The organism is Streptomyces sp. NPDC026246 (assembly GCF_055567995.1).
In genome coordinates, this window is sequence record NZ_JBVHPJ010000007.1 from 225,219 (window position 1) to 246,617 (window position 21,399).

Genomic DNA, 21,399 nt, shown 5'->3' on the forward strand with positions numbered 1-21,399 from the left:
CCCGCGAGCCCGGCCCACAAGTGGAGGCTTTCGAACTCCCACCCGACCGCCCCCAGGGCGGCGGGTCACCGGTCAGACGACCCCGTCCCAGCGGCGGAGGTCCGTCCGAAAGCGCGCCCCGCGGATCCCGCGGCGGTGCTCCGGTAGTTCGAGGAGCCCCGCCTGGGAATCGTCCGGGGCATTTTTTGTGCTTCGGCGCGGTTAGGTCTATCGAAAAGAGACGTTACGCGGCCGTCCGCCAGACCGCCGCGTGGTGCTACCGAGGAGGATCCATCAGCGCCGAGCCCCGCATCAACGACCGGATTCGCGTTCCCGAGGTGCGACTTGTCGGTCCCAGTGGCGAGCAGGTGGGCATCGTCCCCCTGGCCAAGGCACTGGAGCTTGCGCAGGAGTACGACCTGGACCTGGTCGAGGTCGCGGCGAACGCCCGTCCGCCCGTGTGCAAGCTCATGGACTACGGGAAGTTCAAGTACGAGTCGGCCATGAAGGCCCGTGAGGCGCGCAAGAACCAGGCGCACACGGTCATCAAGGAGATGAAGCTCCGGCCGAAGATCGACCCGCACGACTATGACACCAAGAAGGGTCACGTCGTCCGGTTCCTCAAGCAGGGCGACAAGGTCAAGATCACGATCATGTTCCGTGGTCGCGAGCAGTCCCGGCCCGAGCTGGGCTACCGACTGCTGCAGCGTCTCGCGGAGGACGTCGCAGACCTCGGGTTCGTCGAGTCGAACCCGAAGCAGGACGGCCGCAACATGATCATGGTTCTCGGTCCGCACAAGAAGAAGACCGAGGCGATGGCCGAGGCTCGTCAGGCGCAGGAAGCCCGCAAGGCGGACGCGAAGGCCAACCCCGGCAAGTCGCAGAACGCCGCGGAGACCGAGGCACCGGCCGATGCTCCGGCCGAGGAGCCCGCCGAGGCGTGACCCCCGGGACGCGAGTCCCAGGAAGCAACCGAAACAAGACGACGCTCCACCGTGCCCGGTTTCACGACCGGGCACCGGAGCGCCACCGACGAGGAGAGAACGGCGCTATGCCGAAGAACAAGTCGCACAGCGGTGCCAGCAAGCGCTTCAAGATCACCGGCTCCGGCAAGGTGCTGCGCGAGCGCGCCGGCAAGCGCCACCTGCTCGAGCACAAGTCGTCCCGTGTGACGCGTCGCCTCACCGGCAACGCCGAGATGGCCCCGGGCGACGCCGCGAAGATCAAGAAGCTTCTCGGCAAGTGACGCCCGGCGCGTGAGCGCCGCACGTCAGGACCGGGACCCAATCACTTTCGGGCCGTGTGAGGACCCCCACGGCCCCGCTACAAGGAGTTAAGAAGTGGCACGCGTCAAGCGGGCAGTCAACGCCCACAAGAAGCGCCGGGCGATCCTCGAGCAGGCCTCCGGCTACCGCGGTCAGCGTTCGCGCCTGTACCGCAAGGCCAAGGAGCAGGTCACCCACTCGCTGGTCTACAACTACAACGACCGCAAGAAGCGCAAGGGCGACTTCCGTCAGCTGTGGATCCAGCGCATCAACGCCGCTGCCCGCGCCAACGGCATGACCTACAACCGCTTCATCCAGGGTCTGAAGGCCGCGAACATCGAGGTCGACCGCAAGATCCTGGCCGAGCTGGCCGTCAACGACGCCGGTGCGTTCGCCGCGCTCGTCGAGGTCGCCCAGAAGGCGCTGCCGAGCGACATCAACGCCCCCAAGGCGGCCTGACGCCGGCTCCGAGCCGATGTGACTGACAGGACCCGCAGGCCGAACGGCCTGCGGGTCCTGCTGTGCAGCTACTGAGAAAGCGAACAGGATGTCCCCTGCCACCCCCGAGCTCATCTCCCCCCGCTCGCCCCGCGTCTCCGCCGCCCGGCGGCTGGCCAAGCGGAATTTCCGGGGGAAGGAGCGGCTGTTCCTCGCGGAGGGGCCGCAGGCGGTGCGGGAGGCGGCCGGGCACCGGGCCCGGGACGCGGCCACCCTGGTGGAGCTGTTCACCACACCGGAGGCCGCCGACCGCCACGCCGACATCGTCGGGGCCGCCCGGGACGCCGGGGCGCGGGTGCACCTCGCCTCCGAGCAGGTCATCGCCGACATCTCCACCACCGTCACGCCCCAGGGCCTGGTCGGCATCTGCCGGTTCCTGGACACGCCCTTCGACGAGGTCCTCGCCGCGCGCCCCCGCCTGGTCGCGCTCCTCGCCAACGTCCGCGACCCCGGCAACGCCGGCACCGTCCTGCGCTGCGCCGACGCCGCGGGCGCCGAGGCCGTCGTGCTGACCGACGCCTCCGTCGACGTGTACAACCCCAAGGCCGTCCGCGCCTCCGTGGGCTCCCTGTTCCACCTGCCCGTCGCCGTCGGCGTCCCCGTCGAGCACGCCGTCGAGCGGCTGCGCGCCACCGGGATCCGGGTGCTGGCCGCCGACGGGGCCGGCGACCGCGACCTCGACGACGAGCTCGACAAGGGCACCATGGGCGGGCCGACCGCCTGGCTCTTCGGCAACGAGGCCTGGGGCCTGCCGGAGGAGACCCGGACCCTCACCGACGCCGTGGTGCGCGTCCCGATCCACGGGAAGGCCGAGAGCCTGAACCTCGCCACCGCCGCCGCCGTATGTCTGTATGCGTCGGCGCGTGCACAGCGTGCCGCCGGAGGGTGCCGCTCCGTCACCGGGAACCAGTAGGGTGACCAGCTCGGGGACCCCTCTGCGGAGCCTTGGAGGTGGGGTACGGGGATGAGCGTCGGCACGAGCAGCGCACCGGGGGCCCGGGATGCCGGGAGCCCGCCCGCCGCGCCCCTGCCCTCCGGTGACCCCGGCGGCCTCGGCATCGACCCCGACCACCTGCCCGACGGGCTCGTCGTCGCCGACGAGCAGGGCCGCGTCATCTGCTTCAACGCCGCCGCCGAGCGCATCACCGCCGTACGCGCCCGCGACGCCCTCGGGCAGCCGCTGGAGAAGGCCCTGCCGCTGGAGGACCTCGAGGGCCGGCGCTGGTGGCAGCTGACCGACCCGTACGGCGGCCTGGCCATCCGGGTCGGACAGCCCGAGCGGAACCTGCTGCTGCCCGGAGGTCGCGAGGTCCTGGTCTGCGCGCGCTACGTGCGCACCCGGCCCACCGGCCCCCTGCGGCGCCTGGTGGTCACCCTGCGCGACACCGAGGCCCGCCGCCGCACCGAGCGCAGCCACGCCGAGCTGATCGCCACCGTCGCGCACGAGCTGCGCTCCCCGCTCACCTCCGTCAAGGGCTTCACCGCCACCCTGCTCGCCAAGTGGGAGCGCTTCACCGACGACCAGAAGCGGCTGATGCTGGAGACCGTCGACGCCGACGCCGACCGCGTCACCCGGCTCATCGCCGAGCTGCTCGACATCTCGCGCATCGACTCCGGCCGCCTGGAGGTGCGCCGCCAGCCCGTCGACATCGGCGCCGCCGTCGGCCGCCACATCCAGGCGTACGTCGCCGCCGGCCAGCCCGCCGACCGGTTCCTGCTGCGCGTCCAGCAGCCGCTGCCCGACCTGTGGGCCGATCCCGACAAGATCGACCAGGTACTCAGCAACCTGCTGGAAAATGCCGTGCGGCACGGTGAGGGAACTGTCACGATCGACATCACGGCCACGGCGTCCCCCCGCGAGGGCGAGCACGCCGAGCACGCAGCCACGTCGGTCACGGTGAGCGACGAGGGGCCCGGCATCCCGGAGGAGTCCATGAACCGCGTCTTCACCCGCTTCTGGCGGGGCAGCAAGCGCGGTGGCACCGGCCTCGGGCTCTACATCGTCAAGGGCATCGTGGAGGCCCACGGCGGCACCATCACGGTCGGCCGCGCCCCCGGCGCCGGGGCCGAGTTCCGATTTACGTTGCCCGTGGCGGCTCCGGCGTATCTCGCCTGAGGACCACGGGCGCATTCGCACACCTCCGCCCCGTTAGACTCGGCCATTGGCACCTTTGTGTCCCGAAAGCCGTGACGAGCCGTCCACGAGTCGGTGACGGGGACCTTCAGCCAGCCAATCGGAAGCACGGGAAGAGATGTCGGCACCGAATAAGTCGTACGACCCTGTAGAGGTCGAGGCGTTGAAACCGGAAGAGATCGAGCGCATGCGGGACGAGGCGCTCGCCGCCTTCGCCGCCGCGGACTCCCTCGACGCGCTCCAGGAGGCCAAGGTCGCCCACACCGGCGGCACCTCCCCGCTGGCCCTCGCCAACCGCGAGATCGGCGCCCTGCCCCCGCACGCCAAGGCCGCCGCCGGAAAGCTGGTGGGCCAGGCACGGGGCGCCGTCAACAAGGGCCTCGCCGCCCGCCAGGCCGAGCTGGAGGCGGAGCGGGACGCGCGCGTGCTGGTCGAGGAGGCGGTGGACGTCACCCTGCCCTTCGACCGCGTCGCCGCCGGTGCCCGCCACCCGCTGACCACGCTGTCGGAGCGTATCGAGGACGTCTTCGTGGCCATGGGCTACGAGGTCGCCGAGGGGCCCGAGGCCGAGGCCGAGTGGTTCAACTTCGACGCCCTCAACATCGGCCCCGACCACCCGGCCCGCGGCGAGCAGGACACCTTCTTCGTGCAGGACCCGGACGGCGGCCCCGACTCCGGCGTCGTCCTGCGCACCCACACCTCGCCCGTGCAGATCCGCTCGCTGCTCGACCGTGAGCTGCCGGTCTACGTGATCTGCCCCGGCGTCGTGTACCGCACCGACGAGCTGGACGCCACGCACACCCCGGTCTTCCGCCAGGTCGAGCTGCTCGCCGTCGACGAGGGCCTGACGATGGCCGACCTCAAGGGCACGCTGGACCACATGGTCACGGCCCTGTTCGGCGAGGGCATGAAGACCCGGCTGCGGCCCAACTTCTTCCCCTTCACCGAGCCGTCCGCCGAGATGGACATGGTCTGCTACGTCTGCCGTGGCGCGTCCGTCGGCAACCCGGACCGCCCGTGCCGCACCTGCTCCTCCGAGGGCTGGATCGAGCTCGGCGGCTGCGGCATGGTCAACCCGCGCGTGCTGCGCGCCTGCGGCGTCGACCCGGAGAAGTACAGCGGCTTCGCCTTCGGGTTCGGCATCGAACGGATGCTGATGTTCCGCCACAACGTCGAAGACATGCGAGACATGGTCGAGGGTGACGTCCGGTTCACCCGGCCGTTCGGGATGGAGATCTGATGCGGGTCCCGCTTTCCTGGCTGCGGGAGTACGTCGACCTGCCGGCCACCGAGACCGGCCGCGACGTCCAGGCCAAGCTCATCTCGGCCGGTCTGGAGGTCGAGACGGTCGAGCAGCTCGGCCACGACCTCAAGGGCCCGCTCGTGGTCGGTCAGGTGCTGACCATCGAGGAGCTGGAGGGCTTCAAGAAGCCGATCCGCTTCTGCACCGTCGACGTCGGGCAGGCCAACGGCACCGGCGAGCCGCAGGAGATCGTCTGCGGCGCCCGCAACTTCGCCGTCGGCGACAAGGTCGTCGTGGTCCTGCCCGGCGCCACCCTGCCGGGCGGCTTCGCCATCTCCGCGCGCAAGACCTACGGCCGGAACTCGCACGGCATGATCTGCTCCAGCGACGAGCTGGGCATGGGCGACGACGGCACCAAGGGCATCATCGTGCTGCCGCCGGAGACCGAGGTCGGCAAGGACGCCGTCGAGCTGCTGGAACTGGTCGACGAGGTCCTCGACATCGCCGTCACCGCCAACCGCGGCGACTGCCTGTCCATCCGCGGCGTGGCCCGCGAGACCGCCATCGCCTACGGCCTGCCGCTGCGCGACCCGGCGCTGATCGACGTGCCCGGACCGAACGCCTACGGCTACCCGGTGCGCATCTCCGAGCCCACGGGCTGCGACCGGTTCACCGCCCGCACGGTCACCGGCCTGAGCCCCGAGGCGCGCTCGCCGATCTGGCTCCGGCGCAGGCTGCAGAAGGTCGGCATGCGCCCGATCTCGCTCGCCGTCGACGTCACCAACTACGTGATGATGGAGCTCGGCCAGCCGCTGCACGCCTACGACCGCTCCCTCGTCCAGGGCACCATCGGGGTGCGCCGGGCCGAGCCGGGCGAGAAGCTCACCACCCTCGACGGCGTCGAGCGCACGCTGGACGCCGAGGACCTGGTGATCACCGACGACCGCGGGCCGATCGGGCTGGCCGGCGTCATGGGCGGCGCGAACACGGAGATCGCCGACCACGACAACGTGGAGAACGCCACGGCCGACGTGGTCATCGAGGCCGCGCACTTCGACGCCGTGTCGATCGCACGCACCGCCCGGCGCCACAAGCTCTCCTCCGAGGCGTCCCGGCGCTTCGAGCGCGGCGTCGACCCGCAGGCCGCCGCCGCCGCCGCGCAGCGCACCGTCGACCTGCTGGTCCTGCTCGCCGGCGGCACCGCCGAGGCCGGGGTCACCGAGGTCCTCGCCCCGGGCGCCCCGCACACCGTCACCCTCCCCGCCGACCACCCGGACAAGGTCGCCGGCGTCGTCTACGGCCGCGAGACGGTCGTCCGGCGGCTCCAGGAGATCGGCTGCGACGTCTACGGGCAGGACGAGCTCATCGTCACCGTGCCGTCCTGGCGGCCCGACCTCACCGACCCGAACGACCTGGCCGAAGAGGTCATCCGGCTGGAGGGCTACGAGAACCTGCCCTCCACGCTGCCCAGGCCGCCGGCCGGCCTCGGCCTGACGGCCCGTCAGCGACTGCACCGCCGGGTCGGCCGCGCCCTGGCCGGTGCCGGATACGTCGAGGCGCTCAACTACCCCTTCCTCAGCGAGCAGGTCTTCGACCAGCTCGGCCTGGAGGCGGACGACCCGGCCCGCCGCGTCGTGAAGCTCAGCAACCCGCTGAACGACGAGGAGCCCGCGCTGCGCACCTCGCTGCTTCCGGGCCTGCTCGCCGCACTGCGCCGCAACGACGGCCGCGGCTCGCACGACCTCGCGCTGTTCGAGACCGGCCTGGTCTTCCTGCCGGGCGAGGAGCAGCGCACCGCCGCCGTCCTGCCCGTCGACCGGCGTCCCTCCGACGCGGAGCTCGCCGAGCTGAACGCGGCGCTGCCCGAGCAGCCGCGGCACGCGGCCGTCGTGCTGACCGGTGCGCGCGAGCAGGCCGGCTGGTGGGGCAAGGGCCGTCCGGCCGACTGGGCCGACGCGGTGGAGGCGGCCCGCACGGTCGCCCGCGAGGCGGGCGCCGACCTGGTCATCCGCAAGGGGCAGTACGGGCCCTGGCACCCGGGCCGGTGCGCCGAGCTGGCGGTCGTCGTGGACGGCGCCGAGCGGATCGTCGGTCACGCGGGTGAGCTGCATCCCCGCGTCGTGAAGGCGCTGGGCCTGCCCGCGCGCAGCTGCGCGATGGAGATCGACCTCGACGCGGTGCAGGCGGCCGGTGAGACCGCGCTGGAGGCGCCCCGGATCTCCACGTTCCCCGTGGCGACGCAGGACGTCGCCCTGGTCGTCGACACGGCCGTGCCGGCCGCCGACGTCGAGGCGGCCCTGCGCGACGGAGCGGGTGAACTCCTGGAGTCCGTCCGGCTGTTCGACGTGTACGAGAACACCGAGCAGCTCGGGGAGGGCCGCAAGTCGCTCGCCTACGCCCTGCGGTTCCGGGCGGCCGACCGGACGCTGACCGTGGACGAGGCGTCCGCGGCCCGGGACGCGGCCGTCGCGCTCGCCGGTGAGCGGGTGGGGGCCGAGCTGCGGAGCTAGCGCCAGGGCGGGTCACCTCACTCTTTTGAGTGGTAAAGGTGGGTGACCCTGCCTTTTCGGGCGGACTGTCCCACAGAATCGGACCGGCCTTTTCGGGCCGGTCCGATTCCGTGTGTCAGGGGCCTGATGGGGGGCCGTCGGCATGATCCGCGTCAAGGGCCGGGTGCGTTGCCTGGGACTGCCGGTGGTGTGGGGCGCGGCAGCCGTCACGTACAAGCTCGCCTGTCCGTTCGCGCAGGCGACCGGTCTGCCGGCGCGCATCCTCACCAGCGCCGTCTTCTTCGCGGTGGGCACCGGGCTGATCCTCCACGCCCGGCGGTCGCTGACGCGTGAGCTGCGGCAGCTGCGCCGGGTCGCGGGCGCCGCGCAGAGCGCGCTGCTGCGGCCGCCGCCGTCCCACGTCGACGGGCTGGACGTCGCCGCCGTCCAGGTGTCGGCCGAGCGCGGGGCGGCGATCGGGGGCGATCTGTACGAGGTCGCCGCCACCGAGTACGGGGTCCGGGTCGTGATGGGCGACGTCCGCGGGCACGGCATCGGCGCCCTCGGCACCGTCTGCGCCGTGCTCGGCTGCTTCCGCGACGCCGCGCACGACGAGAAGGACCTCGGCGGTGTGCTGCGCCGGCTGGAACGCGCCCTGGAGCGGCATCTGCGCCAGGAGCATCCCACCGGCGAACTCGAGGAGTTCGTCACCCTGCTGCTCGTGGAGATCCGGACCGACGGCGAGATCCTCGCCCTGAACTGCGGCCATCCGTGGCCCTTCCGGCTGCGCGGCACCGAGGTGGAGCAACTCGCCGGCGGTGACCCGTACCCGCCCCTGGGGCTGTTCCCCCTGCCGGACACCGGCCTGCCCGTCGTCGGCCTGGGGCACCTGCGCTCCGGCGACGGCCTGTTCCTCCACACGGACGGCGCCCAGGACGCGCGGGACCCCCGTGGCCGGTTCTTCCCGCTGCAGGCCGTGCTGGAGAGCGCGGTGCGGGACGAGCCGCGCACCCCCCGGCCGGTCCTCGCCAGGGTCGCCACCGCCCTGCACCACCACACACGCGGCGAACCGGCCGACGACATCGCCCTGCTCCTCCTCACCAGCAGCCGCCGCGCGCCCCTCGGGGACCGCGGCACCGGCTGTCACGCGGCCGCGGCCGGCGACGCGCCGGTGGCGCCGCGGTGAGGACGGCGTGGCCGGCGAGGCCGCCCGCCCCGCCACGGAGTGTCGGGCAGGCGGCGGGGCGGACGGCTCAAGCGGGCCGCCGCACTGTACGAGGGGGAGCCGGCGGCCCGGCCGGCCTCTTTCGAGGCATCTCAGTCAACCGGTCCGCGACGCAGAGCGACAGCGTGCACACAGCCCGGATTCGGGTACTCCGTTCACACCCCGTGTGAACCCGGAGCCACTAACCTGACCGCACCGAGCCACCCGGGGGGCCCACATGCAGCCCAACACTCTGCTCGACGCGATCCTGGACGAGGCGGGCGTCTCCCACGCGGGACTGGCCGCCCACGTCAACCAGGCCGGACGAGCACGGGGTTTGACCCTGCGTTACGAACACACCGCGGTCGCGCGCTGGCTGAAGGGGCAGCGGCCCCGGGGCCAGGTGCCCGACCTCATCTGCGAGGTGCTCGCCGCCCGGCTCCAGCGGCCGGTCACCCTCGACGACATCGGGCTCGGCGTGCCCGGCGAGCCGTCCGCCCCGCACACCGGCTCGCTGTCCGGCTTCGTGGAGCGGGCCACCGCGCTGTGGCGCTCCGACGAGCAGCAACGGCCCCACATACTGGGCGCGCCCGCCCTCACGGGCACGCCCGCCGTGATGCCGGTGTGGGAATGGGAGAACCCGCCCGAGGACGTGGACGTCTCGCGCGGCGGCCGGCACCGGGTCACCCCGGGCGACCTGGAGATGCTGCGGGCCGCGCGCACGCACTACGAGCAGATGTACCGCAAGGCCGGCGGCATCGCCACGCGCGCCCGGATCGTCGGCTTCCTCAACTCCGAGGCAGCCCCGCTGCTGCGCGGCAGCTACACCGACGAGACGGGCCGTCAACTGCACCGCGCCACCGGCGGGTTGGTGGCGGTCGCCGGCATCTGCGCCTATGACTCCGACGCGCACGGGCTGGCGCAGCGCTACTTCCACCAGGCACTGCGCCTGGCGAAGGCCAGCGGCGACCGGGGACTCGGGGCGTACGTCATCGCCCTGCTGGTCAACCAGTCGCTGTTCATGCGGGAGTACCGGCAGGCCGTCGCCTTCGCGGAGGCCGCGCTGCGGGCCGCCGGCAAGCACATCACCCCGGCGCTCGCCTCCGATCTGTACGCGATGCAGGCCAAGGCCTACGCGCACCTGGGCGACGGCACGAGCGCCCTGTCCCGCATCCGGCGGGCCGAGCAGGCAGCCGAGCGCATCCGGCGCGGCTACGAGCCCGACGAGACCGGCTATGTCCAGCCGGGGCTCGTCAACGTCCAGGTGGCGGAGGCGCTGCTCAGCCTGGGGGAGATCGCGGCCGCCGGGGAGCACGCCGCGGCCGCCGTGGACAACCCGGCGCACGACCGCGGCCGGGTGCACCGGCTGGCCATGCTGAGCACCATCGAGCTGCGCCAGGGCAACGCCGACAAGGCGGTGGCGATCGCCGTGCAGATGGCCGAGCAGGCCCGGGGCATGGAGTCCCAGCGGCTGCGCGACCGGCTGCGTGCGGTGCGGGAGCACCTGGTCCGCAACGGGTGCGCCGGCACCTCGGAGGCCGCCGAACTCATCGACGGAGCGCTGCGCGTACCGTTGTAGACCCGGGCCGCGGCCGCCCGGGCCGCTCCGAGCCGCTTCCCGTGCGCCTGCTGTCGGACCGTCCCTGCTGCGATATTGCCACTTACTCGACGGAAGGTGGCAGAACCGTGCAGTGGACGAAACACAACGAACAAACTGTGTACTCAAACCGTTGGTTCAGCGTCAATCTCGCGGATGTCGAACTACCGGACGGCCGGCACCTGGACCACTTCCTCATACGGCTGCGGCCCGTCGCGGTGGCCACGGTCGTCAACGAGGCCAACGAGGTGCTGCTGCTGTGGCGGCACCGCTTCATCACCGACAGCTGGGGGTGGGAGCTCGCGGCAGGAGTGGTCGAGGACGGCGAGGACGTCGCCCGGGCGGCGGCCCGCGAACTGGAGGAGGAGACCGGCTGGCGGCCGGGACCCCTGCGCCACCTCATGAGCGTGGAGCCGTCCAACGGGCTCACCGACGCCCGGCACCACGTGTACTGGGCCGACGAGGGCGACTACGTCGGTCACCCCGTGGACGACTTCGAGTCGGACCGCCGGGAGTGGGTGCCCCTCAAGCTCGTCCCCGACATGGTCGCCCGCGGCGAGGTCCCGGCCGCCAACATGGCGGCCGCGTTACTCTTGCTGCACCATCTCCGGCTCGGACACGACACCTTGCCCTGACCCGGCGTGGCCCGCGAGGCCACCTCCTAGCGCCCGAGCGCCTGCCAGATCGTCACGACGAGGGCACCCACGGCGGTGAGGGCGGCGACGGCCGGCAGGGGCCAGCGCGCGTGTTCGAGCGAGTGGATCCGGGTGTTCAGATCGTCGAGTTCCTTGGCGGTCTCCTCGGTGCGATGGCTGAGCAGGGCCAGCCCGCCCTCGACGCGTGCGTAGGCCACGTCGAGGCGGCGCCGTAACTCTGCGAGTTCTCCTTGAACGACGGGATGCTCGGGATCGACGGTCACGATTCCGCTCCTTTCCGTAGTCGCTTCACATCCCTTGCATGCGCATGAGGAGTCAACTCGCCTGGTGGGCGCCTGGGGAGAGTGTGCGGAGGGCATATGCGAGCCCGGCGCGCACACGGTGTGTGAATGCCGCGGGCCCGGCACCAACGAAGGTGCCGGGCCCGTCGGATGGCCGAAATCTGACCGTCCGTAACCGGCCTCGCGGGGAGGGCCGGGCGGAGTGCGACGTGGGATCAGGAGTAGGTGTAGAAGCCCGAGCCGGTCTTGCGGCCCAGCCGGCCCGCGTCGACCATGCGCTGCAGCAGCGGGGGAGCGGCGTACAGCGGCTCCTTGTACTCCTCGTACATCGACTGCGCGACCGAGGCGACCGTGTCCAGGCCGATGAGGTCGGAGAGCTTGAGCGGGCCCATGGGGTGGGCGCAGCCCATCTCCATGCCGTTGTCGATGTCCTCGCGGCTGGCGATGCCCGTCTCGAACATCCGGATCGCGGAGAGCAGGTACGGGATGAGCAGCGCGTTGACCACGAAACCGGAACGGTCCTGGGCACGGATCGCGTGCTTGCCGAGCAGCTTCTCGGTGAACAGCTGGGCGCGGCTGATCGTCCCCTCGGAGGTGGTGAGGGCGGGGATCAGCTCGACGAGCTTCTGCACCGGGGCCGGGTTGAAGAAGTGGACGCCGATGACCTGGTCGGGCCGCGATGTCGCCACCGCCAGCTTCACCAGCGGGATGGAGGAGGTGTTGGAGGCCAGGATGGCGTCCGGCCGGGTCACGACCTGGTCCAGGACCTGGAAGATCTCGGTCTTGACCTGCTCGTTCTCCACGACGGCCTCGATCACCAGGTCACGGTCGGCGAACTCGCCGAGGTCCGTGGTGAAGCTCAGGCGGGCCAGCGTGGCCTCCTGCTCCTCCTCGGTGATCTTGCCGCGCTCGGCTGCCTTGGCCAGGGAGGTGAACAGCCGGGTGCGGCCGATCTCCAGGGCTTCGCCGGTGGTCTCGGCGACCATGACGTCCAGGCCGGCGCGGGCGCACACTTCGGCGATCCCCGCGCCCATCTGACCGCAGCCCACGACTCCGACGCGTGCAATGTCTCCCGCTGGGATGTCCGTCACATCGTCCCTTTCGCTGCTGATCCACGACCGGCAGGCCGGCCGGGTCCCGGCGCCTGCTCCGTTCGTGCACGTTACCGCCAAGTATCGATGATCGATCGCGGGGGGCGGCTCTGGTTCGGGCATGCTGGGCCCGGAGCGATCCGCGACGGTGCGGATCCGCGGCTGTTTGGGGCATGCGGATGGGACGAGTCTCACGCAGGGCGTTCGCCGTGGCGGCGCTCTCGGCTTTCACGATGATGCCTCCCGCGGCGGCCGCGTCCGGCCGCGGGGGCGGGGCGCCGGCCACCGAGATGCGGGGGGTGTGGCTCGCCACCGTGGCCAACCGGGACTGGCCCTCCAAGCCCGGACTCAGTGCCGCGCAGCAGCGCTCCGAGCTGCTCGCCCACCTCGACACGGCCGTCCGGAACCGGCTCAACACGGTGTTCTTCCAGGTGCGCCCGACCGCCGACGCCCTGTGGCCCTCGCCGTACGAGCCTTGGTCGCAGTACCTCACCGGAACGCAGGGCAGGGACCCGGGCTGGGACCCGCTGGGCACAGCCGTCGAGGAGGCCCACGCCCGGGGCCTGAAGCTGCACGCCTGGTTCAACCCCTACCGGGTCGCCGCCCACGCCGACCCCGGCCGGCTCGTGGCCTCCCACCCGGCCCGGGAGAACCCCGACTGGGTGGTCACCTACGGCGGGAAACTCTTCTACAACCCGGGGATGCCCGAGGTCCGCGCGTTCGTGGAGGACGCGATGCTCGACGCGGTGGCCCGCTACCCCGTGGACGGCGTCCACTTCGACGACTACTTCTACCCGTACCCGGTGGCCGGGCAGAGCTTCGACGACGACGACGCCTACGACGAGCACGGCGGCGGCTTCCCCGACCGGGCCGCGTGGCGGCGGGACAACATCGACCGGCTGGTGCGCGAGACGGCGGACCGGGTGAAGGAGCTCCGGCCCGGCACCGCGTTCGGCATCAGCCCCTTCGGCGTGTGGCGCAACGCCTCGACCGACCCGGCCGGTTCGGACACCCGGGCCGGCGTGGAGACGTACGACGACCTCTACGCGGACACCCGCACCTGGGTCCGGGAGGGCTGGATCGACTACATCGTGCCGCAGCTGTACTGGAACATCGGCTTCGCCGCCGCCGACTACGCGAAGCTGGTGCCCTGGTGGGCGGAGGTCGCGCGCGGCAGCTCCACCCAGCTGTACCTGGGGGAGGCGCTCTACAAGGCCGGCGACCCGGCGCAGCCGGCGGCCTGGCAGCAGCCGGCCGAGCTGTCCCGGCACCTGACGCTCGCCGCGGAGCACGCGCCGGTGCGCGGGCACGTCTACTTCGCCGCCCGGGACGTGGCGGCCGACCGGATCGGGGCGATGGCGAGGGTGGTGGCCGACCACTACGGGCTGCCGGCCGACCCACCGCGCTGAGCCGCCGGGTCAGGGACCGGCGGTGGTCTCCCGGTGCCGGATCTCGGTGTCGGGCCCGGGCGAGCACACGCCCTCGTGCCCGTCCTCGAACCGGACGCGGTACGGGGGGCCGCCCTCGGCGCCGAGGACCTCGACGATCTCGCCGACCTTGTCGTGCTGACCGACCACCCTGCCGTGCTGGACCAGCCGGTCGCCCACGGTTGCGTGCATCGGGACCTCCTCACGAGGGGTGCAGCGGCGGTCCGCGGCCTCGGGTCCGCGGCGCGGGCCCCCGCGGGCCGGGGGCCGGACGCCGTCCCTCAGCCGCGGGCCCGCTGCGTGACGGCGATGCACACCAGCACCGCCGCGGCCGTCAGCGGGGCGGCCACCGTCAGGTGCTCGCCCAGCAGCAGCACCGACCACACCAGTGTGAGCAGGGGCTGCGCCAGCTGCAACTGGCTGGCCTTCGGGATGCCGACGGCCGCCATGCCGCGGTACCAGACGACCAGGCCGAGGAACTGCGAACCGGCCGCGACCCAGAGCAGCCCGGCCACGCTGTGGGCGGTGAGCCGCACCGGCTCCTGCGCCAGGGCGAGGGCGGCGACCGGCACCGTCAGCGGCAGGCACAGCACCAGCGCCCAGCCGATCACGTGCCAGCCCGGCATGACCCGGGCCAGCCGGCCGCCCTCGGTGTAGCCCGCCGCGCAGACCAGCAACGCCGCGAAGAGGTACAGGTCGGCGGTGGTCAGGGCGCCGCCGCTCTGCTGCGCGGTGAAGGCCAGGACCGCCGCCGCGCCCGCGAGGGCCGCGCACCAGAAGGTCCGCGAGGGCCGGGTGCCGACGCGGAAGGCGGAGAAGACGGCGGTCGTGAGGGGGAGCAGGCCGACCACGACGGCGGCGTGCGCGGTGGTCGACGTCCGGAGCGCCAGCGTGGTCAGCAACGGGAATCCGAGGACGACCCCGGCGGCGACGACGCCGAGCCCCGGCCAGTGACGACGGGCGGGCGGCGGCACCCGCAGCGCCAGCAGGGCACCGCCCGCGATCACCGCGGCGAGGACGCTGCGCACGGCCACCAGCGACCAGGGGCCGAACCCTTCCAGACCCCAGGCGGTGGCGGGGAAGGTGAGGGAGAAGGCGATGACGCCCAGGGCGGCCTGGAGGGTCCCGAAACCGGCGCGGTCCGTACCGGTGTCCCGAGCGGGCCGCCCGCTTCCCGCGGGCCGCACGCTTCCCGCGGGCCGCACGGTTCGCGCGGGGGTCGTGCCCCGCACGCCCAGCCTGCCTCGCGCCCCGGTCGTGGCCCGGTGATCCGTCGTGCCGGGCGCCGAGGCGCCGACCGCTATCCCGGAATCCGCAGTAGCGCTACTCTCTGCTCTCATGCAAGAGCGTAGCAGTGTGGGTGAACTGGCGGAACGGCTCCGGCGCGAGCTGGATCGCTACTCGCCGGGTGGAAAGCTGCCGTCGAGCCGGGCGCTCGTCGAGCGGTTCCGGGTGAGCCCGGTGACCGTCTCGCGGGCGCTGGCGCAACTGGCCGCCGAAGGACTGGTGGTCACCCGCCCCGGCGCGGGCGCGTTCCGTGCGCAGGCCCGGACCGGCCCGGCCCCGGCGGGGGACACCTCCTGGCAGGAGGTCGCTCTCAGCGCGGAGGGCGCCGCCGACCTCGTGCCCCGGTCGGTGGACGCCTCCGGGGTGCTGGTGTCCCTGGCCGCGCCGCCGCCCGGGGTGATCGAGTTCAACGGCGGCTATCTGCACCCCTCCCTGCAGCCCGAGCGGGCGATGGCCGCGGCCCTGTCGCGGGCCGGCCGCCGCCCCGGGGCCTGGGGGCGGCCGCCCATGGAGGGCCTGCCCGAGCTGAGGGAATGGTTCGCACGCAGCATCGGCGGCTCCGTCACGGCCGCCGAGGTGCTGATCACCTCCGGCGGGCAGTCCGCCCTCACCACCGCCCTGCGCGCCCTCGCCCCGCCGGGCGCCCCGGTCCTGGTCGAGTCGCCGACCTACCCCGGCATGCTCGCCATCGCCCGCGCCGCGGGACTGCGCCCGGTGCCCGTCCCGGTGGACGCCGACGGGGTCCGCCCGGCGCTGCTCGCCGACGCCTTCCGGGCCACCGGCGCCCCGGCCTTCGTCTGCCAGCCCCTCTTCCAGAACCCGACCGGCGCCGTGCTCGCGCCCGGACGGCGCGCCGAGGTGCTGCGCATCGCCCGTGAGGCCGGGGCGTTCGTCGTCGAGGACGACTTCGTGCGGCGACTCGTGCACGAGGACTCCGGGCCGCTGCCGCGCCCGCTGGCGGCCGACGACCCCGACGGCGTGGTCGTCCACGTCTCCTCGCTCACCAAGGCGACCTCCCCGAGTTTCCGGGTGAGCGCCCTGGCCGCCCGGGGGCCGGTGCTGGAACGGCTGCGGGCCATCCAGGTCGTCGACACCTTCTTCGTGCCGCGCCCGCTGCAGGAGGCCGCGCTGGAACTCGTCGGCTCACCCGCCTGGCCGCGCCATCTGCGGGCCGTCTCCGCGGAGTTGAGGGCCCGGCGGGACGCCATGACCTCCGCGCTCGCCCTGCACCTGCCCGAACTGACCCTGGCGCACGTGCCGTCCGGCGGCTACCACCTGTGGCCACGCCTGCCCGACGGGGTGGACGAGCCGGCCCTCGTGGCGGCCGCCCTGCGCACCGGCGTCGCGGTCGCCCCGGGCCGCCCGTACTTCAGTGCCGAGCCCCCGGCCGCCCACCTGCGGCTCGGCTTCGCCGCCGTCGCCGGCACCGGGGAGATCGCGGAGGGCGTACGGCGGCTGCGTGCGGCCCGCGACGAGGTGCTCGGATAACCCCTCGACTCGCCCTCGGGCGGCCTGCGAGCATCGCGCCATGAACGCCACCCCGTCCCTGCCCGAGGGCTACGAGATCTCCACCGACCCCGCCCGCCTCGACCGCGAACGGGTGCACCGGTGGCTGTCCACCGACGCGTACTGGGCCCTGGGCCGCCCGCGCGAGAAGCAGGACCGCGCGATCGAGGGGTCGCTCAACTTCGGCGTCCACGACACGGTGTCGGGGGAGCAGGTCGCCTACGCCCGCGTGGTCACCGACCGGGCGACCTTCGCCTGGCTCTGCGACGTGTACGTCGACCCGTCGGTGCGCGGCAAGGGCATCGGCGGCGCGCTCGTGGGCGCGGTGCGGGAGCGGACGCGGGAGTTCGGGGTGCGGCGCGTGGTCCTCGCCACGCACGACGCCCACGAGGTGTACGCCCGGCACGGCTTCGCGCCGCTGGAACGGCCCGAGCACTGGATGGCACTCGTCTTCAGCCGGTGACGGTGCCGGCCCGGCGGGCGCCTCCGGGCCGTGAACGCCGGTATACCTTCGGTAACTGGCGAACAACACCTCTTGACCTGCGCACTTGCGGCGCTCACGATCGCCGCATGTCACTTCGGGTCACGTTCGTCGCCGCCGCGCGCAGCTCCGTGCCGCCGGCCGAGCGCTTCGAGGACGACCGGCCGCTGGACCAGGCCGGCTGGGGCGAGGTGGAGCGGGTGGCCCCGGAGCTGCTGCCGCTCGCCGCGGCCGACCTGCGCTACTGCTCACCCGCCCCGCGCAGCCGGGCGACGGGCGAGGGGCTCGGTTACGCGCCGCTCGTCCAGCTGGGTCTGCGCGACTGCGACATGGGCCGCTGGCGTGGACTGACCCTGGGCGAGGCCATGGCCCGCGAGCCGGAGGCGGTGGACGCGTGGCTCACCGATCCGCGGACCGCGCCGCACGGCGGTGAGTCGCTGGTGGACTTCATCTCCCGGGTCGGCGGCTGGCTCGACACCCGGCCCGTCGAGGACGGCTGCCGGGTGGTGGCGGTCGCCGAGCCGTCCGTGATCCGGGCCGCCCTGGTGTACGTCCTGAAGGCGCCGCCCCCGACGTACTGGAACATCGACGTCCGGCCGTTGTCGACGACGGCGGTGACGGGCCGTGCCGGTCGCTGGCACCTGCGGTTCGACGGGGCGTCCGCTCAGCACTCGCGCGCGTAGTCCGTGCTCAGCACGAGGTCCTTCGCGGGGCCGCGCACCCGCCACACGGTCCGCCAGTGGTCCGCGTCGCGGACGGTGAACTCGCCCCGGTAGAGGTCGGCCGAGCACGGATGGTCGGCGACATGCCGCCCCGGCCTCAGGTCGAGGTCGTGGAACGGCCGCCCGTCCGCGAACCGCACGTCGGCCGTGCCGTCCGGCCCCGGCAGGAACCGCAGCGTCCGCTCGGCCGGCCGGGTGACGCCGTGCCAGGTGAAGGCGCCGGTCTCGTGGTGCAGCAGCCCGCCCCCCTCCAGTGCGCCGAACACGGTGATCCCGGCGAACTCCCCGTCCGTGCCGCCGGCGAGGTCGCGCACGGTCCGCGACACCCGCCACCGCCCGGCCAGATACGCCAGGGTGTCCGGCACCGGCCAGAACTCGCCCATCGCCGACCGCTCTCCGTTCCGTGCGTTGCCGCGCGACCCATTGACGCGCCGTCGCCCCCTCCCTATCTTGCCGTTCGAAGTCCTGACCGTTGTTTGATATTTCGAACACTCCTACCAGAGAGCCGCGGAGCCTTCATGCCACGCACCGCCCGCACGCGCGTCAGAACGGGCCTCACGGCCGCCGCCCTGCTGACGGCGGCAGCCCTCCTGCCGGCCCCCGCTCACGCCGAGGACGTCACCGACCACACGATCACCGTCGACCCCTCCGCCCGGGGCGCGGCCATCGACGACACGATGTACGGCGTCTTCTTCGAGGACATCAACCGCGCCGCCGACGGCGGTCTGTACGCGGAGCTGGTGCAGAACCGGTCCTTCGAGTACTCCACCGCCGACAACGGCTCCTACACGCCCCTGACCTCCTGGACGGTCAGCGGTGCCGCCGAGGCCGTCGACGACTCGGGCCGGCTCAACGGGCGCAACCGCACCTACCTGTCCCTGGGCGCCGGTTCGTCCGTCGCGAACGCGGGCTACAACACCGGCATCCGGGTCGAGAAGGGGAAGCGGTACGACTTCTCCGTGTGGGCCCGCGCCGCCACCGGCAGTACGCTCACCGTCTCCCTGAAGGACGCCGCGGGCAGCCTGGCGGACGCCCGCCGGGTCGCCGTCGAGGGCGGCTGGGCCAAGTACGGACTCACCTTCACCGCGAGCCGCACCAGCAACCGCGGCCGCCTCGCCGTCGCCGCCTCGCACGCCGCAGCGGTCGACATGGTGTCGCTGTTCCCGCGCGAGACGTACAAGAACCAGCCGGGCGGCCTGCGCAAGGACCTTGCCGAGAAGATCGCCGCCCTGCAGCCGGGCTTCGTGCGCTTCCCCGGCGGCTGCCTGGTCAACACCGGCTCCATGGAGGACTACAGCGAGTCCTCCGCCTGGCAGCGCAAGCGCAGCTACCAGTGGAAGGACACCGTCGGACCGGTCGAGGAACGCGCCACCAACGCCAACTTCTGGGGCTACAACCAGAGCTACGGGCTCGGCTACTACGAGTACTTCCGCTTCGCGGAGGACATCGGCGCCATGCCCCTGCCCGTCGTCCCCGCCCTGGTCACCGGCTGCGGCCAGAACAAGGCCGTCGACGACGACGCCCTGCTGAAGCGGCACATCCAGGACACCCTGGACCTCATCGAGTTCGCCAACGGCCCGGCGACGTCGACGTGGGGCAGGGTCCGCGCGCGGATGGGCCACCCCGCGCCCTTCCACCTGACCCACATCGGCGTCGGCAACGAGGAGAACCTGCCCGAGGAGTTCTTCGCCCGCTTCCAGCGGTTCCGGGCCGCCATCGACGCGAAGTACCCGGACATCACCGTCGTCTCCAACTCCGGCCCCGACGACGCCGGCACGGTCTTCGACACCGCCTGGCAGCTCAACCGCGAGGGCGAGGTCGACCTGGTCGACGAGCACTACTACAACAGCCCGACCTGGTTCCTGCAGAACAACGACCGCTACGACTCCTACGACAGGAACGGGCCGAAGGTCTTCCTCGGCGAGTACGCCTCCCAGGGCAACGCCTGGAGGAACGGCCTCGCCGAAGCCGCCTACATGACCGGCCTGGAGCGCAACGCGGACGTCGTCAAGCTCGCCTCGTACGCCCCGCTGCTCGCCAACGAGGACTACGTGCAGTGGCGGCCGGACCTGATCTGGTTCAACAACCGGGCCTCCTGGAACTCGGCCAACTACGAGGTCCAGAAGCTGTTCATGAACAACACCGGCGACCGCGTGGTGCCCTCGAAGGCCACGGCCACCCCCGAAGCCAGCGGCCCCATCACGGGTGCCGTCGGCCTGTCGACCTGGGCCACCAGCGCCGCCTACGACGACGTGAGGGTCACCTCCGCGGACGGCTCGACCCTCTTCGGCGACGACTTCTCCGGTGACGCCTCGAAATGGACGGGCAGCGGCCGTGGCAGCTGGAGCGTCCAGGACGGTGCCTACGTCCAGACCGACACCGCCGCCGAGAACACCATGGTCACCGCGGGCGACCCGGCCTGGAAGGACTACGACCTCCATGTGAGGGCCACCAAGAAGTCCGGCAGCGAGGGCTTCCTCGTCGCCTTCGGCGTCCAGGACACCGGCACCTACTACTGGTGGAACCTGGGCGGCTGGAACAACACCCGGTCCGCGATCGAACAGGCCGTGGACGGCGGCAAGAGCACCCTGATGACGAAGGCCGGGTCGATCGAGACGGGCCGGGCCTACGACATCGACATCAAGGTGCGCGGCCGCCAGGTCACCCTGTTCCTGGACGGCGAGGAATGGGGCAGCTTCCGGGACGACAAGCCGGCCGAGCCCTTCCGCCAGGTCGTGACCCGGGACGACCGTACCGGCGACCTCGTCGTCAAGGTCGTCAACGCCCGGTCCGCCGAGGCCCGTACGGCCGTCGACCTCGGTGGCGCCGAGGTCTCCGCCACGGCCCGTGTGACCACACTGGCCGCCGACGAGGACGCGGTGAACACCGAGACCGACACCCCGGTGACGCCGGTGACCTCCACCTTCCGGGGGGTGGCGGAGAAGTTCACGTACACCTTCCCGGCGAACTCGGTGACGTTCCTGCGGATCAAGCAGAAGTAGTCGCGCCCCCGGCCGCTGCGTCCTGTGCCACCGGATCGATCCGGTGGCACAGGACGCAGCCCTCCCAGTGGGGCAGGGCACTCGCGACCCGGTGACGCACGCAGCAGGCGACGGCCGGGGCCGGGAGCGCGTCACCGGTCGGAACGGCCGTCGGCGGCTCGAACGCCTCCACGATCTCCCGGAACCGGCGCAGGTACTCCCGCGCGAACGGCGGCTCGTACCCGAGCTCCGCCCAGCGGTGCCCACGGGCCGCCAGGTCGGTGGCGCGCAGCACGAAGGTCCGGGCGGCCGCCCGCTCCTCGGGGGTCGCGCCCCAGTCCAGGTCGGCCAGGTCGAACCCGACCGCACCCCGGCCGAGCACGCTCTGGTCCTGCCAGGAGAGCAGCGCCGCGAAGCGCAGCTCCCACGGCCGCTCCGCGAGCGCCGCGACGGCGAGCGCGAGCACCTCGACGAAGACCTCGGTGCCGCCGTTGGACAGGTGCATGGCGTCGGCGCCGGCCCGGAAGACGTTGCCCATGGCGTGGAGCGTACGCACGG

The 21,399-nt window shown here is 72.7% G+C and carries 21 protein-coding genes; 15 read left to right on the top strand and 6 right to left on the bottom strand.

Annotation, left to right across the window (positions count from 1 at the left end; translation table 11 throughout):
- The first annotated feature begins 272 nt into the window (after positions 1-272).
- The 10 genes from infC to ACZ4M5_RS19570 all read left to right on the top strand — a co-directional run bounded on the left by infC (position 273) and on the right by ACZ4M5_RS19570 (position 11,044).
- A complete protein-coding gene (gene infC, locus ACZ4M5_RS19525; RefSeq protein ID WP_467738756.1) occupies positions 273-923 on the top strand; it encodes a translation initiation factor IF-3 in 651 nt (216 codons plus the stop codon).
- 107 nt (positions 924-1,030) lie between these two features.
- Positions 1,031-1,225 carry a 50S ribosomal protein L35 gene (gene rpmI / locus ACZ4M5_RS19530; protein ID WP_003977225.1) on the top strand — a complete coding sequence of 65 codons (195 nt, stop codon included), beginning with the start codon at positions 1,031-1,033 and terminating at the stop codon, positions 1,223-1,225.
- Positions 1,226-1,319: 94 nt separating this feature from the next.
- Positions 1,320-1,703: a 50S ribosomal protein L20 gene (gene rplT / locus ACZ4M5_RS19535; protein ID WP_467738400.1), complete on the top strand. Its 384-nt coding sequence runs from the start codon at positions 1,320-1,322 to the stop codon at positions 1,701-1,703.
- A gap of 88 nt (positions 1,704-1,791) precedes the next feature.
- On the top strand, positions 1,792-2,655 hold the full coding sequence (locus ACZ4M5_RS19540; RefSeq protein WP_467738402.1) for a TrmH family RNA methyltransferase: 864 nt from the start codon (positions 1,792-1,794) through the stop codon (positions 2,653-2,655).
- A gap of 51 nt (positions 2,656-2,706) precedes the next feature.
- Positions 2,707-3,858, top strand: a complete 1,152-nt coding sequence (locus ACZ4M5_RS19545; protein ID WP_467738404.1) for a sensor histidine kinase — start codon at positions 2,707-2,709, stop codon at positions 3,856-3,858.
- 136 nt (positions 3,859-3,994) lie between these two features.
- A complete protein-coding gene (gene pheS / locus ACZ4M5_RS19550; protein WP_467738406.1) occupies positions 3,995-5,116 on the top strand; it encodes a phenylalanine--tRNA ligase subunit alpha in 1,122 nt (373 codons plus the stop codon).
- A complete protein-coding gene (pheT, locus tag ACZ4M5_RS19555) occupies positions 5,116-7,629 on the top strand; it encodes a phenylalanine--tRNA ligase subunit beta (RefSeq protein ID WP_467738408.1) in 2,514 nt (837 codons plus the stop codon). Before pheS ends, pheT begins: the two co-directional genes overlap by 1 nt.
- A 142-nt stretch (positions 7,630-7,771) precedes the next feature.
- On the top strand, positions 7,772-8,794 hold the full coding sequence (locus tag ACZ4M5_RS19560) for a PP2C family protein-serine/threonine phosphatase (protein ID WP_467738410.1): 1,023 nt from the start codon (positions 7,772-7,774) through the stop codon (positions 8,792-8,794).
- Between the two features lie 256 nt (positions 8,795-9,050).
- Entirely contained in the window at positions 9,051-10,391 is a 1,341-nt protein-coding gene (locus ACZ4M5_RS19565; RefSeq protein ID WP_467738412.1) for a transcriptional regulator, read from the top strand.
- Positions 10,392-10,498: 107 nt separating this feature from the next.
- Positions 10,499-11,044 (top strand): NUDIX hydrolase, encoded by a 546-nt coding sequence (locus ACZ4M5_RS19570; protein WP_369197381.1) that lies wholly within the window; start codon positions 10,499-10,501, stop codon positions 11,042-11,044.
- A 26-nt stretch (positions 11,045-11,070) separates the two neighbouring features.
- Here the strand turns inward: ACZ4M5_RS19570 and ACZ4M5_RS19575 are convergent, their stop codons facing one another.
- Together ACZ4M5_RS19575 and ACZ4M5_RS19580 are read right to left on the bottom strand one after the other, a co-directional pair.
- Entirely contained in the window at positions 11,071-11,328 is a 258-nt protein-coding gene (locus ACZ4M5_RS19575; RefSeq protein WP_369197382.1) for a hypothetical protein, read from the bottom strand.
- Positions 11,329-11,561: 233 nt separating this feature from the next.
- Entirely contained in the window at positions 11,562-12,437 is an 876-nt protein-coding gene (locus ACZ4M5_RS19580) for a 3-hydroxybutyryl-CoA dehydrogenase (RefSeq protein ID WP_467738415.1), read from the bottom strand.
- 179 nt (positions 12,438-12,616) lie between these two features.
- Here ACZ4M5_RS19580 and ACZ4M5_RS19585 point away from each other — a divergent pair, with 179 nt between their 5' ends.
- A complete protein-coding gene (locus ACZ4M5_RS19585) occupies positions 12,617-13,846 on the top strand; it encodes a glycoside hydrolase family 10-like protein (protein ID WP_467738417.1) in 1,230 nt (409 codons plus the stop codon).
- Between the two features lie 9 nt (positions 13,847-13,855).
- Here the strand turns inward: ACZ4M5_RS19585 and ACZ4M5_RS19590 are convergent, their stop codons facing one another.
- Together ACZ4M5_RS19590 and ACZ4M5_RS19595 are read right to left on the bottom strand one after the other, a co-directional pair.
- Complete coding sequence (locus tag ACZ4M5_RS19590; RefSeq protein ID WP_467738419.1) at positions 13,856-14,056, bottom strand: DUF1918 domain-containing protein; 201 nt, start codon at positions 14,054-14,056, stop codon at positions 13,856-13,858.
- 89 nt (positions 14,057-14,145) lie between these two features.
- Positions 14,146-15,204, bottom strand: coding sequence for a DMT family transporter (locus ACZ4M5_RS19595; protein WP_467738421.1), 1,059 nt, complete (start codon positions 15,202-15,204; stop codon positions 14,146-14,148).
- Between ACZ4M5_RS19595 and ACZ4M5_RS19600 the strand changes: the two genes are divergently transcribed.
- The 3 genes from ACZ4M5_RS19600 (at position 15,203) to ACZ4M5_RS19610 (ending at position 17,821) form a co-directional block, all read left to right on the top strand.
- Positions 15,203-16,639, top strand: coding sequence for an aminotransferase-like domain-containing protein (locus tag ACZ4M5_RS19600; RefSeq protein ID WP_451879145.1), 1,437 nt, complete (start codon positions 15,203-15,205; stop codon positions 16,637-16,639). The two genes, ACZ4M5_RS19595 and ACZ4M5_RS19600, sit on opposite strands and share 2 nt — an antisense overlap.
- Before the next feature lie 40 nt (positions 16,640-16,679).
- On the top strand, positions 16,680-17,120 hold the full coding sequence (locus tag ACZ4M5_RS19605; protein ID WP_467738423.1) for a GNAT family N-acetyltransferase: 441 nt from the start codon (positions 16,680-16,682) through the stop codon (positions 17,118-17,120).
- Between the two features lie 107 nt (positions 17,121-17,227).
- Positions 17,228-17,821 carry a histidine phosphatase family protein gene (locus ACZ4M5_RS19610; protein WP_467738425.1) on the top strand — a complete coding sequence of 198 codons (594 nt, stop codon included), beginning with the start codon at positions 17,228-17,230 and terminating at the stop codon, positions 17,819-17,821.
- Here ACZ4M5_RS19610 and ACZ4M5_RS19615 read toward each other — a convergent pair.
- On the bottom strand, positions 17,803-18,243 hold the full coding sequence (locus ACZ4M5_RS19615) for a DUF6314 family protein (RefSeq protein ID WP_467738427.1): 441 nt from the start codon (positions 18,241-18,243) through the stop codon (positions 17,803-17,805). The genes ACZ4M5_RS19610 and ACZ4M5_RS19615 overlap by 19 nt on opposite strands.
- 135 nt (positions 18,244-18,378) lie before the next feature.
- Between ACZ4M5_RS19615 and ACZ4M5_RS19620 the strand changes: the two genes are divergently transcribed.
- Positions 18,379-20,862, top strand: a complete 2,484-nt coding sequence (locus ACZ4M5_RS19620) for an alpha-L-arabinofuranosidase C-terminal domain-containing protein (RefSeq protein WP_467738429.1) — start codon at positions 18,379-18,381, stop codon at positions 20,860-20,862.
- On the opposite strand, the gene ACZ4M5_RS19625 is transcribed toward ACZ4M5_RS19620, so the two are convergent.
- Entirely contained in the window at positions 20,849-21,379 is a 531-nt protein-coding gene (locus ACZ4M5_RS19625; protein ID WP_467738431.1) for a hypothetical protein, read from the bottom strand. The two genes, ACZ4M5_RS19620 and ACZ4M5_RS19625, sit on opposite strands and share 14 nt — an antisense overlap.
- Positions 21,380-21,399: the final 20 nt, after the last annotated feature.

What these genes read in the sequence shown, in the direction of transcription:
- ACZ4M5_RS19605 (WP_467738423.1), top strand. Translation starts at nt 16,680, where the DNA reads ATGAACGCCACCCCGTCCCTGCCCGAGGGCTACGAGATCTCCACCGAC.
- rpmI (WP_003977225.1), top strand. Translation starts at nt 1,031, where the DNA reads ATGCCGAAGAACAAGTCGCACAGCGGTGCCAGCAAGCGCTTCAAGATC.
- ACZ4M5_RS19565 (WP_467738412.1), top strand. Translation starts at nt 9,051, where the DNA reads ATGCAGCCCAACACTCTGCTCGACGCGATCCTGGACGAGGCGGGCGTC.
- ACZ4M5_RS19600 (WP_451879145.1), top strand. Translation starts at nt 15,203, where the DNA reads ATGCAAGAGCGTAGCAGTGTGGGTGAACTGGCGGAACGGCTCCGGCGC.
- ACZ4M5_RS19625 (WP_467738431.1), bottom strand. Translation starts at nt 21,379, where the DNA reads ATGGGCAACGTCTTCCGGGCCGGCGCCGACGCCATGCACCTGTCCAAC.
- ACZ4M5_RS19610 (WP_467738425.1), top strand. Translation starts at nt 17,228, where the DNA reads ATGTCACTTCGGGTCACGTTCGTCGCCGCCGCGCGCAGCTCCGTGCCG.
- pheS (WP_467738406.1), top strand. Translation starts at nt 3,995, where the DNA reads ATGTCGGCACCGAATAAGTCGTACGACCCTGTAGAGGTCGAGGCGTTG.
- ACZ4M5_RS19560 (WP_467738410.1), top strand. Translation starts at nt 7,772, where the DNA reads ATGATCCGCGTCAAGGGCCGGGTGCGTTGCCTGGGACTGCCGGTGGTG.
- ACZ4M5_RS19540 (WP_467738402.1), top strand. Translation starts at nt 1,792, where the DNA reads ATGTCCCCTGCCACCCCCGAGCTCATCTCCCCCCGCTCGCCCCGCGTC.
- ACZ4M5_RS19595 (WP_467738421.1), bottom strand. Translation starts at nt 15,204, where the DNA reads ATGAGAGCAGAGAGTAGCGCTACTGCGGATTCCGGGATAGCGGTCGGC.
- ACZ4M5_RS19545 (WP_467738404.1), top strand. Translation starts at nt 2,707, where the DNA reads ATGAGCGTCGGCACGAGCAGCGCACCGGGGGCCCGGGATGCCGGGAGC.
- ACZ4M5_RS19615 (WP_467738427.1), bottom strand. Translation starts at nt 18,243, where the DNA reads ATGGGCGAGTTCTGGCCGGTGCCGGACACCCTGGCGTATCTGGCCGGG.
- ACZ4M5_RS19620 (WP_467738429.1), top strand. Translation starts at nt 18,379, where the DNA reads ATGCCACGCACCGCCCGCACGCGCGTCAGAACGGGCCTCACGGCCGCC.
- pheT (WP_467738408.1), top strand. Translation starts at nt 5,116, where the DNA reads ATGCGGGTCCCGCTTTCCTGGCTGCGGGAGTACGTCGACCTGCCGGCC.
- ACZ4M5_RS19585 (WP_467738417.1), top strand. Translation starts at nt 12,617, where the DNA reads ATGGGACGAGTCTCACGCAGGGCGTTCGCCGTGGCGGCGCTCTCGGCT.
- ACZ4M5_RS19590 (WP_467738419.1), bottom strand. Translation starts at nt 14,056, where the DNA reads ATGCACGCAACCGTGGGCGACCGGCTGGTCCAGCACGGCAGGGTGGTC.